This window comes from Malikia granosa, from assembly GCF_002980595.1.
GTDB lineage: Bacteria > Pseudomonadota > Gammaproteobacteria > Burkholderiales > Burkholderiaceae_C > Malikia > Malikia granosa.
The window spans coordinates 214,418-230,223 of sequence record NZ_PVLQ01000027.1; the positions used below are offsets into that span (position 1 = coordinate 214,418).

Sequence of the window (15,806 nt, forward strand, 5' to 3'; positions counted from 1 at the left end):
GGCCACAGCGCCCGGGCGGCCGGCATCGGCCGCCCCAGGCGCGGGGTCGCCAGGCTTACCTGGCCTCGATCAGCGCCTTGACGTTGAGCAGGGTGATCTCGTTGTGGTCGGGCTGGCCCAGGGTGCGGCCCGAGGAGTAGGGGAAGTTGTTGTCGTTGACGAGCGCGACATGTTCGTCGTCGACCACGGCCAGGCCCTCGGGGCCGAGGTGGGGCAGGGCGAAGTTCGCGCCGTTGTCGCCCAGTCGCGCCAGGCCCTTGGGGTTGGCGATGCGGGTCAGGTCGATGTAGGCGATCTTCCTGACGAAGCCGTCCTCATCGGTCTGTGCCAGATCGATCTTGTAGAGGCGCTTGAACTGGGCCGGATGGGTGAAGCAGTCGGTGCGCGGCAGGCCGGGGCAGGCCGGGCTCACGCCTTCCGAGGCATCGTCGCGCTCGATCACCAGGCCGGTGGTCGCGCCGATCAGCTGGAAGTCGGCCGCCACGTTGCCGGCCTGCTCGAAGCGGTATTTCCACTGCCGGTCGCTGTAGCGCTGGCTGGCCACGTCGAGCTCGAGGATGCGGGTGTAGGGCTTGCCCTTGTGGCTTTCGTAGCCGTTGGCCTGGGCGTCCCACAGCGGCCACTCGAACATCGGATAGACCTTGCTGCCGTCTTGCGCGCGAGCCATCGGCTCGAAGCCGCCCGAGCGCCGCACGTTGAAGGGCAGCAGTGCCGGCGTGGCCGGGCGCGCGTGCAGGTAATGGTCGGGGCTCTGGTAGGACTTGCCGCCGACCACGGTCTCGATCACGCCCAGCACCTTGCCCTGCTCGTCGGTGCGCAGCACATAGGGGCCGAACTCCTCGCCGATCCACCATTCCTTGCCGATGCGCTGGATCGACTCGATGTCGAAGTCGGAACCGGTCAGGTAGCGCTTGCTGGTGTTCTCGTTCTGGATGAAGAAGGGCACCTTGCGGTCGGGATCATGCAGGAAGGTGGTCTTGAGCCGCTTGACCTTGCCGCTGGCCCAGTCGGCCTTGACATGGTGCACCATCAGCAGCGCGTCCATCGAGTTGACCTTGTTGCCGAAGCCGTTGTCGGTCAGGGTCAGGAACTCGTCCTGGCCGAGCGAGACAAGCCCTGCACCGACTGGCCCTTGACCGGCAGGAAGCCGCCGGAGGCGCGCGGCTGCTTGGGGTCGCCGACGAAGGTGTTGGCTGGCACGCTGCCGAGCTCGGTCACGCGCTGGCGCTTACCGTTGGCGAACTTGCCGCTGGTGGCGAACAGCGGACCGGCATCGCGCGGGGCGCTCACCGTGGTGTCGGCCGCCAGATAGGCATGGCCGGCGAGGGTGGCGCCGACTTCGGTCTGGGCCAGGGCGGCGCTGGTGCCCAGGGTCAGGGCGATCGCGAGGGTCAGGGGACGGAGATTCATGGTCTGCAGCTGATGAAGAAAATAGCCAGCCCAGCTTAGCGAGGCTTCATGTAGCCTGGATGACGTGGCGGACTGGTCACGGCTCGCCGCCAGCTGACGGCTGGCCAGCTATCCTCGCCCTGAACTCCAGAGGTGAATCCGGACATGAAATGCTATGACCATGTGATCGTCGGCGGCGGGGTGGCCGCGGCCAGCGCGGCCCAGACCCTGCGCGCCGAAGGGGGGCGGGGCAGCATCCTGCTGCTGGCGGCCGAGCCGCAGCTGCCCTATCACCGGGGCTCGCTGTCCAAGTCCTTCCTGTCGAGCGAGTCGCCGGAGTCGGCGCGCTGGGTGATGGATGCGGCCGGCTACGAGCGGCTCGGCATCGAGGTCAGGATCGGCGCCGCGGTGAGCTCGGTCCAGCCCGCTCAGCGCAGGCTGTGCGTCGAGACGGGGGAGGAGATCGGCTATGGCCAGCTGCTGCTGGCCACCGGCGCGTCGGCGCAGCGGCTCGAGATTCCCGGCGCCGCGCTGGCGGGCGTCCATGTCCTGCATACCCTGGCCGATGCCCAGGCCTTGCGCGCCGGCGCCTTGCAGGCCAGGCGCGCCGTCGTGGTCGGCGGCAGCTTCGTCGGGCTCGAGGTGGCTGCTGCCCTGCGCCAGCGCGGGCTGCCGGTCACGCTGATCGAGCAGGGCGCGCTGCTCGAGAGCCTGGCGCTGCCGGAGTTCTCGGCCCATCTGCTGGCCACGCTCGAGCAGCAAGGCGTCGAGGTGCTGCTGGGCGACGAGCCGCTGCGGTTCCACGGCCGGGCGGCGGTCGAGGGCGTGACGACCCGCGGCGGTTTGCGCCTGGACTGCGACCTGGTGCTGCTGGGGGTGGGGGTCAGGCCCAACACCGGATTCCTGCGCGGCAGCGGCATCCGCTTCGACCAGGACGGCATCCGGGTCGACCGCTTCCTGCAGACCGACTGGCCCGGCATCTATGCCGCTGGCGATGCCTGCAGCTTCCATGACACCGTGTTCGACTGCCAGCGCCATCTCGAGCATTGGGACAATGCCTTCAAGCAGGGCCGCCATGCGGCGCGCAACATGCTGGGCCGGCGCGCTCCCTACTGCGAGGTCAGCTATTTCTACAGCCATGTGTTCGAGCTGAGCTTCAACCTGCTCGGGCGCATCGAGCCCGGGCAGGAGCGCATCGAGCGCGGCTCGCTCGAGTCCGGCTCCTACGCCGCGATCTTCCTGCAGGACGATGTGCCGCGCGGGCTGTTCTCGCTCGGGCGTCCCGCCGACGAGACCCGCATGATGGAGGCCCTGATCAAGCACCGGGTCAATCTGCGCTCGAGCAAGCCGCGGCTGTCCGACCCCGGGTTCGCGCTCGACCAGATCCCGAACCAGACCGTCTACATCCTGCAGGGCGGTGGTGCCTTCGGCGCCTTCGAGTGCGGCGCGATCCAGGCGCTGCAGGAGCGCGGCATCCGGCCCGACATCGTGGCCGGGGTGTCGATCGGTGCCATCAACAGCGCGATCATCGCGGGCAACCCGGACGACGCGGCGCAGCAGCTGCAGGCCTTCTGGCGCGAGCTCGGCACCCTGTCGCCGGAGCTGGCCGACGAGGGGTTGCGGCGCCTGCTCGCCGGCGGGCAGGTGGCCTTGCTCGGCGTGCCGCAGTTCTTCCAGCCCGGCTGGCTCAAGCCGTTCTGGAGCGTCGATGCCTCGGCTTCCTGCTGGACCAGTCTCTACGACCTGTCGCCGGCGCGCCGGCTGCTGGAGAAATATGTCGATTTCGAGCGCCTGAAGTCCAGCCCGGTCCGGCTCATCGTCAGCGCGGTCGATGTCGAGACCAGCGAGCTGGTGGTGTTCGACAGCTATGTCGATGCGCTGAGTGCCGACCATGTGCTGGCCAGCGGCAGCCTGCCGCCGGCGTTTCCCTGGACCACGATCGAGGGCCGGCATTTCTGGGACGGCGGCATCGTCAGCAACTCGCCGCTGGAGCAGGTGATCGAACGCTGCGGCGCGGCCGGCAAGCGGGTCTACATCGTCGACCTCTACCCGGGCAAGGCGCGGGCGTTGCCGGGCAACCTGGCCGAGGTCATGGCCAGGCGCGAGGAGATCCTGTTTGCCGAGCGCATCCGCAACGACCTCAGGACCGAGACCCTGGTGCATGATTTCCAGCAGCTGGTGCGGGAGCTGCTGGCCGAGCTGGCACCGGAGCAAGCCCACCGCATCCGGCACCAGCCCAACTTCATCCAGCTGATGGGCCAGCAGGCGCCGCTGCAGATCACCCGCATCGTGCGCGAGAGCCTGCCCGGCGAGCCCGCTGCGAGCGGCTACGACTTCTCGGACAAGACCCTGGCCGGCCTGATCGAGGCCGGCTACCGGATGGCCCTGCGCGCGCTCGATGGCCCGCCCGAGCCTGCCGGACCGCCCCGCTGAGGCTGGTACCTGACGGCAGGCGTTGCAGGCTCAGGGTTTGGTGCGTGGCAGCAGGTGGAAGCCGTCGGCGCCCGGTTCGAAGCCCAGCCGCTCCAGATGGTCCTCGGCCTGGTTGGCGATCTGCCCGGTCAGCTCCAGCCCCAGGGTCTCGAGCAGCTTGGCCATCACCTTGCAGCGCAGCACCAGCAGGCCGCGCAGCTCCTCCAGCGCCTGCCTCTGCCGGCCCCCCGCATCGGCGCCCGGCTGCCGGCCTTCATGCCGCCGAAACAGCGGATGGCTGCGCTCGATGACCTGCTGCACCTTGGCTTCGCTGTCGAGCGAGAGCTGCAGGAACATCGACAGACGGGCGATGCGGGCGTTCAGGTCGGCCAGCGAATTCCTGATGCGGCGCACCCGCAGGCCCAGGGCGTTGTCAGGCAGTCGGGGCGGATTCGGCAGGGTCATTTTTCTCCAGGCGGGAACGGCAGGGGGGCAAGCCGCTCAGCTTATCAGGCCGCGCTGGCGCCAGCCGTCCAGGCCAGCCGGGCTCAGGCCTTGAGCTGCCGCGCCAGGAAGTCGAGCGTGCGCGACCAGGCCAGGCGCGCGGCCGCGGCGTCGTAGCGCGGCGTGGTGTCGTTGTGGAAGCCGTGCTGGGTGCCGGGGTAGCGCTGCGCCTCGAAGCGCGCGCCAGCGGCCTTGAGTGCAGCCTCGTAGGCCGGCCAGGCCGCGTTGATGCGCTCGTCCTGGTCGGCGAAATGGATCAGCAGCGGCGCCTTGACCCGTGCTGCCTCGCCCGCCAGCGGGTGGTTGCCGTAGAAGGGCACGGCGGCGGCCAGTTCGGGCAGTCGCGTCGCCAGCCAGTGCGCGATGCCGCCGCCCCAGCAGAAGCCGACCACGCCGAGCCGGCCGTTCGAGTCGGGGTGGCGCAGCAGCGCCTGCGCCCCCGCCAGCATGTCCTGCCTGGTCTTGTCCTGGTCGAGCTGGCCGAACAGCGCGCGCGCCTTGTCCTCGTCGCCAGGGTAGCCGCCCAGGGGGCCGAGCGCATCGGGTGCCAGCGCCAGATAGCCGGCGAGCGCCAGCCGCCGCGTCACGTCCTCGATATGCGGATTGAGCCCGCGGTTCTCGTGCACGACCAGCACCGCCGGCAGAGGGCCGCTGGCCTGCGCCGGCCGGCACAGATAGCCCGGCAGGCTGCCGTGGCCCTGCGGTGAATCGATGGCTATCCTTTCAGTGCGCAGGCCGGGCGCGTCGGGGGCGACCTGGGCGCGCGCGAAGTCCGGGCTCAGCGCCGCGAGCAGTCCGGCCGCCGTCAGGCCGCCGACCGCGAAGCGCCGCGCGCGCTCGAGGAAGCCACGGCGGTCGATGTCGCCATGCACATAGGCGTCGAACAGGATCAGCAGTTCCTGGTCGAAGTCGGCGGCGGTCGGACGAGGGGCGATCTGTGGCATGCGGGCTCCTGGTTCAAGGGAATAGGGGCTGCCAGCATGCCCGCTGGCGCCAGCCTTGTCGCGCCTGGGGTTTATCCCGGCGCAAACCCCGGCCCGGGACGGGGCTGCAAGGCGCTTGCCATGGCTGCTCGATTACTCGAGCGTGCCGGCCAGGAAGTCGGCGAATTGGCTCATCGGCAGCCGGAAGGCGCTGGCCTGGGGATGGCCGCCGCCGCCAAAGCGCAGCGCGATCGGCGACACGTCGAAGCTGCGCAGCGAGCGCAGGCTGACCTTGACGAAGCCGGGGCTGTCGATCTTGAACACCACGGCAAAGCTGCCGGTGCGCAGCGCCAGGATGTTGCCGAGGTCGCTGGTGAATTCGCTCACCGCATTGACCGCCAGCGTCTTGTGCCCGAGCAGGGTGAGCTCGAACGCGCCCTTGGCCGCGCTCGCGACCAGGCCCTCGAACTGGCGCCGCAGCGCGCGGCCCTGCTCGACCAGTGCCTGGCGTGCGACCGGATCATCGGCCTGCAGCCGCAGCGCGTGCCAGGCCTCGAAGTCGAAGCCGCGCGTATCGAGCACCGCCAGCAGCTCGCGGCTGTCGTCGAACTTCCAGTTCCAGAGGTCGCGGTCCTCGATGCGCGCGATCAGGTAGGGCACGGTCTGGCCCGGGTGGAAATGCTCCCAGGCCAGCCGCGCCCCCGACTTCTGCAGGTCGAACAGCAGCGAGAACTTTGGTCCGCAGCTCAGGCAGCTCAGCTGGTCCTGCGCTGTCTTGTGGTGGTCCAGCAGCGTGATCGAGTCGGCCTGCGCACGCATCTGCTCGAGCACCGCGGGGGCAAACGAGAAGTCGAGAATGTAGACCTGGCGTCCGCTGACATCGGGCGCCGGGTCGCCATGCTTGCAGGACAGGTAGTCGGCCGATTCGCCGAGCGCGAGCCAGGCGGCATAGGCGGCGCCGAAGCCGTCCGGGCAGTCGCCGTGGTAGATCACGAGGGTGGGGCGGGAGGGGGTGGTGCTCATGCGAGTGGATCTTGCTTGGGTTGGACGCCGCCAGGCGGCGTGACACGAGCCAACAAAAAAGCCGCCTTCCCAGGGGAATCGGCGGCTTAGGCGTTGTCTTGCAGTGCTGCGAAGCAGCAAGATGGAGCGGGTGAAGGGAATCGAACCCTCGTATGAAGCTTGGGAAGCTGCCGTTCTACCATTGAACTACACCCGCTTATGGCAGCGAGTTTACTTGAGAAATCGCCTCATTTCAGGATGTCGCCCAGGCAGAGGTACTTGATCTCGACATAGTCGTCGATGCCGAAATGCGAGCCCTCGCGGCCCAGGCCCGACTGCTTGACGCCGCCAAACGGCACATGCTCGGTCGCGAGCACGCCGACGTTGACGCCGACCATGCCGTACTCGAGCGCTTCACCGACGCGGTAGATGCGGCCGATGTCGCGGCTGTAGAAGTAGCTCGCCAGGCCATATGCGGTCGCATTGGCGGCATCGATTGCCTCCTGCTCGGTCTGGAAGCGGAACACCGGCGCGAAGGGGCCGAAGGTTTCCTCGCGCGCGCACAGCATGTCGGGCGTGGCATCGGCCACCACGGTCGGTTCGAAGAACTGGCCGGCCAGCCGCTTGCCGCCCGTCAGCAGCCTGGCGCCCTTGGCGAGCGCGTCGTCGACATGGCGCTGCACCTTCTGCAGCGCGGCCTCCTCGATCAGCGGGCCCTGGTTGACGCCCTCGTCGAAGCCGTTGCCGACTTTTGCCGTCGCGACCTTGGCGGCGAACTTCTGCACGAACTGCTCGTAGACCGCGTCCTGCACGTAGATCCGGTTCGAGCAGACGCAGGTCTGGCCGGCGTTGCGGTACTTGCTCGCGAAGGCGCCCTCGACCGCCGAGTCGATGTCGGCATCGTCGAACACGATGAAGGGCGCATTGCCGCCGAGCTCGAGCGAGAGCTTCTTGACCGTCGGCGCGCATTGCGCCATCAGGAGGCGGCCGACCTCGGTCGAGCCGGTGAAGCTCAGGTGCCGCACGGTGTCGCTGGCGCAGAGCAGCTGGCCGATGGCGACCGAGCCCTCGGCGTCGGCGGTCACGACGTTGAGCACCCCGGCCGGGATGCCGGCGCGCCGCGCGAGTTCGGCCGCGGCCAGCGCCGTCAGCGGCGTGAGTTCGGCCGGCTTGATCACGACCGGGCAGCCGGCGGCCAGCGCCGGCGCGACCTTGCGCGTGATCATCGCGAGCGGGAAGTTCCAAGGCGTGATCGCGGCGCAGACGCCGATGGCCTGCTTGAGCACCAGCAGGCGGCGGTTGTTGTCGAACTGCGGCAGGGTCTCGCCGTTGATGCGCTTGGCTTCCTCGGCATACCACTCGACGAAGCTCGCGCCATAGGCGACCTCGCCGCGTGCCTCGGCCAGTGGCTTGCCCTGTTCGGCCGTCATCAGCGTGGCCAGGTCCTCCTGGTGCGCCAGCAGCAGCTCGTACCAGCGGCGCAGGATGAGGCTGCGTTCCTTGGCGGTCTTGCTTTTCCAGCCCGGCCAGGCCGCGTTGGCGGCATCGATGGCGGCCTGGGCGTCGGCCGGGCCCAGCTTGGCGACATCGGCCAGCTTGTGCCCGGTTGCCGGGTCATGCACGGGAAAGCGCGAACTGCCAGCCACCCAGTCGCCGGCGATGAAGGCATCGGTCTTGAGCAGGCCCGGGTCCTGCAGTCGGTCGAGTGGATTGTTCATGGAAAGCAAGCTTACACCGCCGGCTTGATCCCTGCTCGGGCCGGTGCAGCGGCCAAGGCCGGCAGCCCGGCGGAAAACGATAATTCTGCGCTGCCTATGGGGAGAAAAGGCCTTGGCTCAGGATTTAATAAATGCATCTTGCTATTTTTGCGTAGCCCATGCCGAGCCCGCACCACCATGGACACCAGGACCCTGATCTTCTCTCTCGGTTTGTTCAACTTGTCGTTCGCGCTGGTGGTCTTCGTCTATCAGCGCTGCCGCAAGCACGACATGCCACATCTGCGCGCCTGGCAGCTGGCCAAGCTGGTCGCCGGATTGGGCTACCTGCTGGGCTGGTCGCGGCCGCTGTGGGGCGCTGAATGGGTGCCCTGGATCTACGCCGGCAATCTGATGCAGTGGCTGGGCATCGCCATGGAGCTGGCGGTCTATGCGCGCTTTCTGGGCGCGCCGCGCTGGGTCCCGGTGGTCAAGGCCGCCATGCTGGTGGCCGTGCCGGTCTTCATCGCCACGGTCTGGCTGGCCAGCAGCAACCACCCGATGATCCTCGTCGGCACCGGCATTGCCGCCTTGCTCTACCTGGCGATGTCGGCCCTGAGCCTGAACCAGTTCCGCCAGTCGCCCCAGTTGCTGCTGATGATGAGCGCGCTCGACGGGGCGCTGGGGGGCTGCTTGGCGCTGAAGGTGATCATCGGATTGCTCGGCGTCGAGCTGGTGTCCTACCAGAACAACGGGATCAACATCGGGCTCTACACCCTGGCCTTCGTGGTCATGTGCATCAATGGCTTCGGCTTCCTGCTGCAGGTGCAGCAGCGCTTCGAGCAGCAACTCAAGCAGGCCAAGGAGGCGGCCGAGCAGCTCAACCAGGCGCTGGAGTCGGCCAATGCGCAGCTCAGCCACATGGCGACCACGGACATGCTGACAGGGCTGTGGAACCGCCGTCACTTCGAGAGCATGGTGCGCCAGGAGATGGCACGCGCCGACCGGCACGAGCAGGCGCTCAGCCTGCTGATCTTCGACCTCGATCACTTCAAGGATATCAACGACATCCATGGTCACCTGGCCGGCGACCGCGTGCTGGTGGCGTTGACGGCCCTGGCGCGCCAGCACACCCGGGGCTGCGACCTGCTGGCCCGCTGGGGCGGGGAAGAGTTCATGCTGCTGATGCCCGATACCGGGCCGCAGCAGGCGATGACCGTCGCGGAGAACCTGCGCTCGGCCTTCGAGGCGCAACAGATCCCGGCGATCGGCCGGGTGACCGCGAGCTTCGGTGTCGCGAACTATTTGCCGAACGAATCGCTTGACAGCTGGATCAGCCGGATCGATGCGGCGCTCTACCAGGCCAAGCAGGCGGGGCGCAACAGCGTCAGGCTGGCATCCGTTTCAGCGTTGCGGCCGGCCCGCCACCGGTCAAGGGAAACCCGGCCGAGCTGAAGCCGGCAACCGCCGGCTGACCAGTCCCGCAGCAGCCAGGCCCTGTGTCCAGGCTTACACCGCCCAACTCGATCCATGCTCGGGCACGACGGCATGCCAGCGCAGTTCGCGCTCGATGCGCTGGCGCAGCGCGTCCGAGGCCTCGAGGTCGCCGTGGACCACGAAGGCGCGGTGCGGCCTGCCCGGCACCGCGTGCAGCCAGGTCATGAGCTGGCCCGCGTCGGCATGCGCCGAGGCCGACAGCAGCTGCACCACTTCGGCCCGCACCGGCAGGTCCTGGCCGTGGATGCGCAATATGTCGCTGCCCTTGACCAGCGCCGCGCCGCGCGTGCCCGGCGCCTGGTAGCCGGTCAGCACCACCATGTTGCGGTGGTCACCCAGGTATTGCACCAGATGGTGCAGCACCCGCCCGCCAGTCGCCATGCCGCTGGCCGCCAGCACGATCTTGGGTCCATGGACCGCAGCGATGGCCTTGGATTCGTCGGGAGTGCGTACCATGGTGGCGGCATGCGCCATGTCGCGCACCTGGCCGGCGTCGAGCCGGTGCTCGCCCGGGTGGCGCGCGAACACCTCGGTGCTGTGGATCGCCATCGGGCTGTCGAGGTAGACCGGCAGCGCACGGGGCAGGCGGCCGTCCTGCTTGAGCCGGGCGATCGCGTGCAGCAGCACCTGGGCCCGGCCGACCGCGAACACCGGCACCACGGCCGTGCCGCCGCGCGCCGCGACGCGCGCGAGCACTGGCGCCAGTTCGTCGAGCAGGCCCTGGGCCGGGTGCTCGCGGTCGCCATAGGTCGACTCGATGATCACGGCGTCCGCCGCTGGCGGGGCTTCGGGTGGCAGCATCAGCAGGTCGTCCGAGCGCCCGAGGTCGCCCGAGAACAGCAGCCGCTTGCCGCCGACCTCGAGCAGCAGGCTGGCTGCGCCGATGATGTGGCCGGCCGGCTGCAGCCGGGCCTGCCAGCCGGGTAGCGGCGCGAAGGCGCGGAAGGGCGGCACGGTCTGCAGTCGCGCCAGGCTGGCCTTGGCGTCGGCGACGGTGTAGAGCGGCAGCGCCGGGTGATGCTTGGAGAAGCCGTGCCGGTTGGCATAGGCGGCGTCTTCTTCCTGGATATGGCCCGAGTCGGGCAGCAGGATCTCGCACAGGTCGCGCGTGCCCGGCGTGCACCAGACCTGGCCCGCAAAGCCTTCGCGCACCAGCAGCGGCAGGTAGCCGCTGTGGTCGAGGTGGGCATGGGTCAGCACTACCGCGTTGACTTCGCGCGCTGCTACTGGCGGCGGCGTCCAGTTGCGCAGCCGCAGCTGCTTGTAGCCTTGGAACAGCCCGCAGTCGACCAGCAGGCGCTGGCCCTCATGCTGGACGAGGAACTTGGAGCCGGTCACGGTGCCGGCTCCGCCGAGGAAGCTGATCTGGACGCTCATGCGCCTATTTCAGCATGTTCTGCGGCTTAAGAGAAGAACTCGGTGAACTTCTCGAACCAGCCCTTGTCGTTCGGGCTGTGCTTGTGGCCGCCCTTCTTGAACGATTCGTCGAGTTCCTTCAGCAGCTTGCGCTGGTGTTCGGTCAGCTTGACCGGGGTCTCGACATCGACATGGACGTAGAGGTCGCCGGGGTAGCTCGAGCGCACGCCCTTGATGCCCTTGCCGCGCAGGCGGAACTGCTTGCCATGCTGGGTGCCCTCGGGGATGTCGATCGCGGCCTTGCCGGCCAGGGTCGGCACCTCGATCTCGCCGCCGAGCGCGGCGGTCGTGACGCTGACTGGCACCTTGCAGTGCAGGTCGTCGCCGTCGCGCTCGAACAGCTCGTGGCGCTTGACGCGGATCTCGATGAACAGGTCGCCTGCGGGTCCGCCGTTGCGCCCGGGCTCGCCGTTGCCGGCCGAGCGGATGCGCATGCCGTCGTCGATGCCGGCCGGGATCTTGATCTCGAGCGTCTTGTTCTTCTTGACCTTGCCCTGGCCGTGGCAGCTGGTGCAGGGCTCGGGGATGATCTTGCCGCTGCCATGGCAGTGCGGGCAGGTCTGCTGCACGCTGAAGAAGCCCTGGCGCATCTGCACCACGCCGCTGCCCTGGCAGGTGTTGCAGGTCTTGGCGCTGGTGCCGGGCTTGGCGCCGCTGCCGTGGCAGTTGTCGCAGTCCTCCCAGCTCGGGATGCGGATCTGGCTGTCCTTGCCGGCGGCGGCTTCCTCGAGCGTGATCTCCATCGCGTAGGACAGGTCGTTGCCGCGGTAGACCTGGCGTCCGCCGCGCTGGCCGCCACGCGCGCCGCCGAAGATGTCACCGAAGATGTCGCCAAAGGCATCGCCGAAGCCACCGAAGCCCTCGGCGCCGCCCGGGCCGCCGCGCATGTTCGGGTCGACGCCGGCGTGACCGTACTGGTCGTAGGCGGCGCGCTTCTGCGGGTCGCTGAGCATCTCGTAGGCTTCCTTGGCCTCCTTGAACTTCTCTTCGGCGGCCTTGGCGGCGTCCCCCTGGTTGCGGTCAGGGTGGTACTTCATCGCCAGCTTGCGATATGCCTTCTTGATCTCGTCGTCGCTGGCGGTCTTGCCGACGCCCAGGATTTCGTAAAAGTCTCGTTTGGCCATGGTGCTTGCAGGGGGTAGGGCTGATTGTGCGAACGCCGCGCCGGGTCGGCAGACCCGCGCGCGGCGGTGTTCAGGTCAGGAGCGGAAGGCGCTTAGTCCTTCTTGACTTCCTTGACCTCGGCGTCGACCACATTGTCGTCGGCCGGACGGGCGCCGGCTTCCGCGCCGGCGGCACCGGCTGCGGCCTGCTGGGCCTGCATGTCGGCATACATCTTCTCGCCCAGCTTCTGGCTGACGGTCATCAGCGCTTCGGTCTTGGCTTCGATGGCGGCCTTGTCGTCGCCCTTGACGGCTTCCTCGGCTTCCTTGATCGCGGCCTCGATCGCGCTCTTCTCGGCCGCGTCGATCTTGTCGCCGTACTCGGTCAGGCTCTTCTTGACCGAGCTGACCATGGCGTCGGCCTGGTTGCGCGCCTGCACCAGCTCGACCTTCTTGTGGTCTTCGGCGGCGTTGGCTTCGGCATCCTTGACCATCTTCTCGATCTCGGCTTCCGACAGGCCCGAGTTGGCCTTGATGGTGATCTTGTTTTCCTTGCCGGTGCCCTTGTCCTTGGCGCCGACATGCAGGATGCCGTTGGCGTCGATGTCGAACGAGACTTCGATCTGCGGCGTGCCGCGCATCGCCGGCGGGATGCCCTCGAGGTTGAACTCGCCGAGCAGCTTGTTGCCGGCGGCGATCTCGCGCTCGCCCTGGAACACCTTGATGGTCACGGCCGGCTGGTTGTCCTCGGCGGTCGAGAACACCTGGCTGAACTTGGTCGGGATGGTGGTGTTCTTGCCGATCATCTTGGTCATGACGCCGCCCATGGTCTCGATGCCCAGCGACAGCGGGGTCACGTCGAGCAGCAGCACGTCCTTGCGGTCGCCCGACAGCACCTGACCCTGGATCGCGGCGCCGACGGCGACAGCCTCATCGGGGTTGACGTCCTTGCGCGGCTCCTTGCCGAAGAATTCCTTGACCTTTTCCTGCACCTTGGGCATGCGGCTCATGCCGCCGACCAGGATCACGTCCTGGATGTCGGAGACCGACACGCCGGCGTCCTTGATCGCCATGCGGCAGGGGGCGATGGTGCGCTCGATCAGCTCGTCGACCAGGCTTTCCAGCTTGGCGCGGGTCAGCTTGAGGTTGAGGTGCTTCGGACCGGTCGCGTCTGCCGTGATGTAGGGCAGGTTGATGTCGGTCTGGGTGCTGTTGGACAGCTCGATCTTGGCCTTCTCGGCGGCTTCCTTCAGGCGCTGCAGGGCCAGCACGTCCTGCTTGAGGTTGACGCCGGCTTCCTTCTGGAACTCGTCGATGATGTAGTCGATGATGCGCTGGTCGAAGTCCTCGCCGCCCAGGAAGGTGTCGCCGTTGGTCGAGAGCACCTCGAACTGCTTCTCGCCGTCGACGTCCGCGATCTCGATGATCGAGATGTCGAAGGTGCCGCCGCCCAGGTCGAACACGGCGATCTTGCGGTCACCCGAACCATGCTTGTCGAGGCCGAAGGCCAGTGCGGCAGCGGTCGGCTCGTTGATGATGCGCTTGACTTCCAGGCCGGCGATGCGGCCGGCGTCCTTGGTCGCCTGGCGCTGGGCGTCGTTGAAGTAGGCCGGCACGGTGATGACGGCCTCGGTCACGGCCTCGCCCAGGTAGTCCTCGGCGGTCTTCTTCATCTTGCGCAGCACTTCGGCAGAAACCTGGGGCGGCGCGATCTTCTTGCCGCGCACCTCGACCCAGGCGTCGCCGTTGTCGGCCGCCGCGATGGTGTAGGGCATCAGGTCGATGTCCTTTTGCACTTCCTTCTCGGTGAACTTGCGACCGATCAGGCGCTTGACCGCGTACAGGGTGTTGCGCGGGTTGGTGACGGCCTGGCGCTTGGCGGACGCGCCGACCAGCACTTCGCCATCTTCCTGGTAGGCGATGATGGACGGGGTGGTGCGCGCGCCTTCGCTGTTCTCGATGACGCGGGTGGTGTTGCCTTCCATCACGGCCACGCAGGAGTTGGTGGTGCCGAGGTCGATGCCGATGATCTTGCCCATGAGTTGCTCCGGAAAATCTTGGAAAAACTGTGAAAAATTGCTTGAATCTGAGATGAGGACGCCGGCTTTCTTTTCAAGACCCCGCTTGCCGCAGGGTTTGTGACGGCGTCCGGGCGCGCCTTACTTGGGCGCGGCCACCGTGACCAGGGCCGGGCGCAGCACGCGATCGGCGATCAGGTAGCCCTTCTGCAGCACGGTCACGACCGTGTTGGCCTCCTGCTCGGCCGGCACCATGCTGATGGCCTGGTGCTGGTGCGGATCGAATTTCTCGCCGGCGGCCGGCGCGATCGCGACCACCTTGTTGCGGTTCAGCGCCGACAGCAGCTGCTTGAGCGTGGCTTGCGAGCCTTCGCGGATCTGCTGCACGGTGGCTTCCTGGATGCTCAGGCCGGCTTCCAGGCTGTCGAGCACCGGCAGCAGGCTCTCGGCGAAGCCTTCGACGGCGAACTTGCGCGACTTGGCGATCTCGTCCTCGGAGCGGCGGCGGATGTTCTCGACCTCGGCCTTGGCGCGCAGGAACTGCTCGGCGAGTTCGGCGTTCTGCGCCTTCAGGCTCTCGATCTCGTTGACCTGGGCGGCTGCGGCATCGGCCTGGGTGGCTTCTGCTGCGGCTTGCGCTTCCTCGGGGCTGATGGGGGCGGCTTGAGCGGCTTCGGATTGGAGGTCTTGCGGTGCAGACATGGCGGACTGGTGAATGGGTTGTCGTGAAAACAGTAGCGTAATTGGGGCAGGTGCCAAGGATTTCAAGCCCCTTCCAGTGGAGAATTCCGCCACATCCGCGAGTGCGTGCAACAAAAAAGTCATCATGAGAACCCAGGTCATCGAGCAGGCGGTCAACCAGAGACTGGACAGCTTTCGCCAGATAAGCCGCGTCAAGGCGGGATCCTTGATCATTTCTGTCTTCGGTGATGCCGTGCTGCCGCGCGGGGGACAGATCTGGCTCGGCGGCCTGATCCGGCTGCTGCAGCCGCTCGATCTCAACGAGCGCTTGGTTCGCACCACGGTGTTCCGTCTCGTCAAGGACGAGTGGCTCACCACCCAGACCCACGGGCGGCGCACCGACTACATGCTGACCCCATCGGGCCAGCGCCGCTTCGAGGAGGCCGCGCGCCAGATCTACGCCGCCCATGCGCCGCTGTGGGACCTGCGCTGGCGCCTCATCATGGTGATGGGCGAGTTGTCGGCGCGCGAGCGCGAGCGGCTGCGGCGCGCGCTGTACTGGCAGGGCTTCGGGCAGATCGGCGCTGGCTGCTTCGTCCACCCCGGTGCCGACCTGGGGTCGGCCTTTGCCGCGCTGGGGGCCGACGGCATGTCCGACCTGCTGCCCCGGCTCATGCCGCTGGTCGCGGCCAACCCGAGGCTGGGCCAGTCCGCTAGCGATGCCGACATCGTGCGCTCGGCCTGGAACCTGGAGCAGCTGGCCGCCGACTACGGCAGCTTCGTGGCTTGCTACCGGCCCATCCTGGAGGCGCTGCGCCAGTCGGGGGCCGACAGCGTGGACGAGGAGGGTGCCTTCCTGATCCGCACCCTGCTGATCCATGACTTCCGCCGCCTGCTGCTGCGCGACCCGGAGCTGCCCGAGGTGCTGCAACCCGCGGGCTGGCCGGGGCACGAGGCGCGCCGGCTCTGCAAGGAGGTGTACCGGCGCCTGCTGCCGGCGTCGGAGCGCCATCTGGACCGCCATCTCCTGCTGGCCAGCGGCGAGGTGCCGGCGGCTTCCAGCATGGTGAGCAAGCGCTTCCAGGGCGCCGATCCGCTGGCCGGGCCGGCCTGATCGAACCGGCGCAGCGGTGCCGAACCTGACTAGGGCTTACCCTTGGTCGAGGT

13 protein-coding genes and 1 tRNA gene are annotated in these 15,806 nt (G+C 67.9%); 3 read left to right on the top strand and 11 right to left on the bottom strand.

The genetic code is table 11. The features are described from left to right. Nucleotides 1-55 precede the first annotated feature (55 nt). On the bottom strand, nt 56-1,045 hold the full coding sequence (locus C6P64_RS08750) for an esterase-like activity of phytase family protein (RefSeq protein WP_245911680.1): 990 nt from the start codon (nt 1,043-1,045) through the stop codon (nt 56-58). A 38-nt stretch (nt 1,046-1,083) separates the two neighbouring features. After that, a complete protein-coding gene (locus C6P64_RS18510; RefSeq protein ID WP_245911681.1) occupies nt 1,084-1,410 on the bottom strand; it encodes a hypothetical protein in 327 nt (108 codons plus the stop codon). Nucleotides 1,411-1,554: 144 nt separating this feature from the next. On the opposite strand from C6P64_RS18510, the gene C6P64_RS08755 reads away from it, so the two are divergent. After that, on the top strand, nt 1,555-3,822 hold the full coding sequence (locus C6P64_RS08755; RefSeq protein ID WP_105748170.1) for an FAD-dependent oxidoreductase: 2,268 nt from the start codon (nt 1,555-1,557) through the stop codon (nt 3,820-3,822). 30 nt (nt 3,823-3,852) lie between these two features. Here the strand turns inward: C6P64_RS08755 and C6P64_RS08760 are convergent, their stop codons facing one another. The 5 genes from C6P64_RS08760 to C6P64_RS08780 all read right to left on the bottom strand — a co-directional run bounded on the left by C6P64_RS08760 (nt 3,853) and on the right by C6P64_RS08780 (nt 7,948). After that, entirely contained in the window at nt 3,853-4,266 is a 414-nt protein-coding gene (locus tag C6P64_RS08760) for a hypothetical protein (protein WP_105748171.1), read from the bottom strand. Between the two features lie 83 nt (nt 4,267-4,349). Continuing rightward, nucleotides 4,350-5,249: a dienelactone hydrolase family protein gene (locus C6P64_RS08765; RefSeq protein ID WP_105748172.1), complete on the bottom strand. Its 900-nt coding sequence runs from the start codon at nt 5,247-5,249 to the stop codon at nt 4,350-4,352. Nucleotides 5,250-5,381: 132 nt separating this feature from the next. Further along, entirely contained in the window at nt 5,382-6,251 is an 870-nt protein-coding gene (locus C6P64_RS08770) for a DHH family phosphoesterase (RefSeq protein WP_105748173.1), read from the bottom strand. A 122-nt stretch (nt 6,252-6,373) separates the two neighbouring features. After that, nucleotides 6,374-6,447, bottom strand: a tRNA-Gly gene (locus C6P64_RS08775). A 31-nt stretch (nt 6,448-6,478) separates the two neighbouring features. After that, entirely contained in the window at nt 6,479-7,948 is a 1,470-nt protein-coding gene (locus C6P64_RS08780) for an NAD-dependent succinate-semialdehyde dehydrogenase (RefSeq protein ID WP_105748174.1), read from the bottom strand. A gap of 177 nt (nt 7,949-8,125) precedes the next feature. Here C6P64_RS08780 and C6P64_RS08785 point away from each other — a divergent pair, with 177 nt between their 5' ends. Next, nucleotides 8,126-9,379, top strand: coding sequence for a GGDEF domain-containing protein (locus tag C6P64_RS08785; RefSeq protein WP_170073070.1), 1,254 nt, complete (start codon nt 8,126-8,128; stop codon nt 9,377-9,379). 54 nt (nt 9,380-9,433) lie between these two features. Here the strand turns inward: C6P64_RS08785 and C6P64_RS08790 are convergent, their stop codons facing one another. The 4 genes from C6P64_RS08790 to grpE all read right to left on the bottom strand — a co-directional run bounded on the left by C6P64_RS08790 (nt 9,434) and on the right by grpE (nt 14,660). Next, the gene (locus C6P64_RS08790; RefSeq protein WP_105748175.1) at nt 9,434-10,798 is read right to left on the bottom strand and encodes an MBL fold metallo-hydrolase; all 1,365 of its coding nucleotides are present in this window, start codon (nt 10,796-10,798) and stop codon (nt 9,434-9,436) included. Nucleotides 10,799-10,824: 26 nt separating this feature from the next. Then, nucleotides 10,825-11,961: a molecular chaperone DnaJ gene (dnaJ, locus tag C6P64_RS08795; protein WP_105748176.1), complete on the bottom strand. Its 1,137-nt coding sequence runs from the start codon at nt 11,959-11,961 to the stop codon at nt 10,825-10,827. A 92-nt stretch (nt 11,962-12,053) separates the two neighbouring features. Continuing rightward, nucleotides 12,054-13,979, bottom strand: a complete 1,926-nt coding sequence (gene dnaK / locus C6P64_RS08800; protein WP_105748177.1) for a molecular chaperone DnaK — start codon at nt 13,977-13,979, stop codon at nt 12,054-12,056. Nucleotides 13,980-14,099: 120 nt separating this feature from the next. Continuing rightward, nucleotides 14,100-14,660, bottom strand: a complete 561-nt coding sequence (gene grpE, locus C6P64_RS08805) for a nucleotide exchange factor GrpE (RefSeq protein ID WP_105748178.1) — start codon at nt 14,658-14,660, stop codon at nt 14,100-14,102. 124 nt (nt 14,661-14,784) lie between these two features. Here grpE and paaX point away from each other — a divergent pair, with 124 nt between their 5' ends. After that, complete coding sequence (paaX, locus tag C6P64_RS08810; RefSeq protein ID WP_105748179.1) at nt 14,785-15,753, top strand: phenylacetic acid degradation operon negative regulatory protein PaaX; 969 nt, start codon at nt 14,785-14,787, stop codon at nt 15,751-15,753. Nucleotides 15,754-15,806 lie beyond the last annotated feature (53 nt).

Bases quoted from the DNA above. Each gene is read 5' to 3' on its own strand.
- C6P64_RS08750 (WP_245911680.1), bottom strand. From the start codon at position 1,045: ATGGACGCGCTGCTGATGGTGCACCATGTCAAGGCCGACTGGGCCAGC.
- C6P64_RS18510 (WP_245911681.1), bottom strand. From the start codon at position 1,410: ATGAATCTCCGTCCCCTGACCCTCGCGATCGCCCTGACCCTGGGCACC.
- C6P64_RS08755 (WP_105748170.1), top strand. From the start codon at position 1,555: ATGAAATGCTATGACCATGTGATCGTCGGCGGCGGGGTGGCCGCGGCC.
- C6P64_RS08760 (WP_105748171.1), bottom strand. From the start codon at position 4,266: ATGACCCTGCCGAATCCGCCCCGACTGCCTGACAACGCCCTGGGCCTG.
- C6P64_RS08765 (WP_105748172.1), bottom strand. From the start codon at position 5,249: ATGCCACAGATCGCCCCTCGTCCGACCGCCGCCGACTTCGACCAGGAA.
- C6P64_RS08770 (WP_105748173.1), bottom strand. From the start codon at position 6,251: ATGAGCACCACCCCCTCCCGCCCCACCCTCGTGATCTACCACGGCGAC.
- C6P64_RS08780 (WP_105748174.1), bottom strand. From the start codon at position 7,948: ATGAACAATCCACTCGACCGACTGCAGGACCCGGGCCTGCTCAAGACC.
- C6P64_RS08785 (WP_170073070.1), top strand. From the start codon at position 8,126: ATGGACACCAGGACCCTGATCTTCTCTCTCGGTTTGTTCAACTTGTCG.
- C6P64_RS08790 (WP_105748175.1), bottom strand. From the start codon at position 10,798: ATGAGCGTCCAGATCAGCTTCCTCGGCGGAGCCGGCACCGTGACCGGC.
- dnaJ (WP_105748176.1), bottom strand. From the start codon at position 11,961: ATGGCCAAACGAGACTTTTACGAAATCCTGGGCGTCGGCAAGACCGCC.
- dnaK (WP_105748177.1), bottom strand. From the start codon at position 13,979: ATGGGCAAGATCATCGGCATCGACCTCGGCACCACCAACTCCTGCGTG.
- grpE (WP_105748178.1), bottom strand. From the start codon at position 14,660: ATGTCTGCACCGCAAGACCTCCAATCCGAAGCCGCTCAAGCCGCCCCC.
- paaX (WP_105748179.1), top strand. From the start codon at position 14,785: ATGAGAACCCAGGTCATCGAGCAGGCGGTCAACCAGAGACTGGACAGC.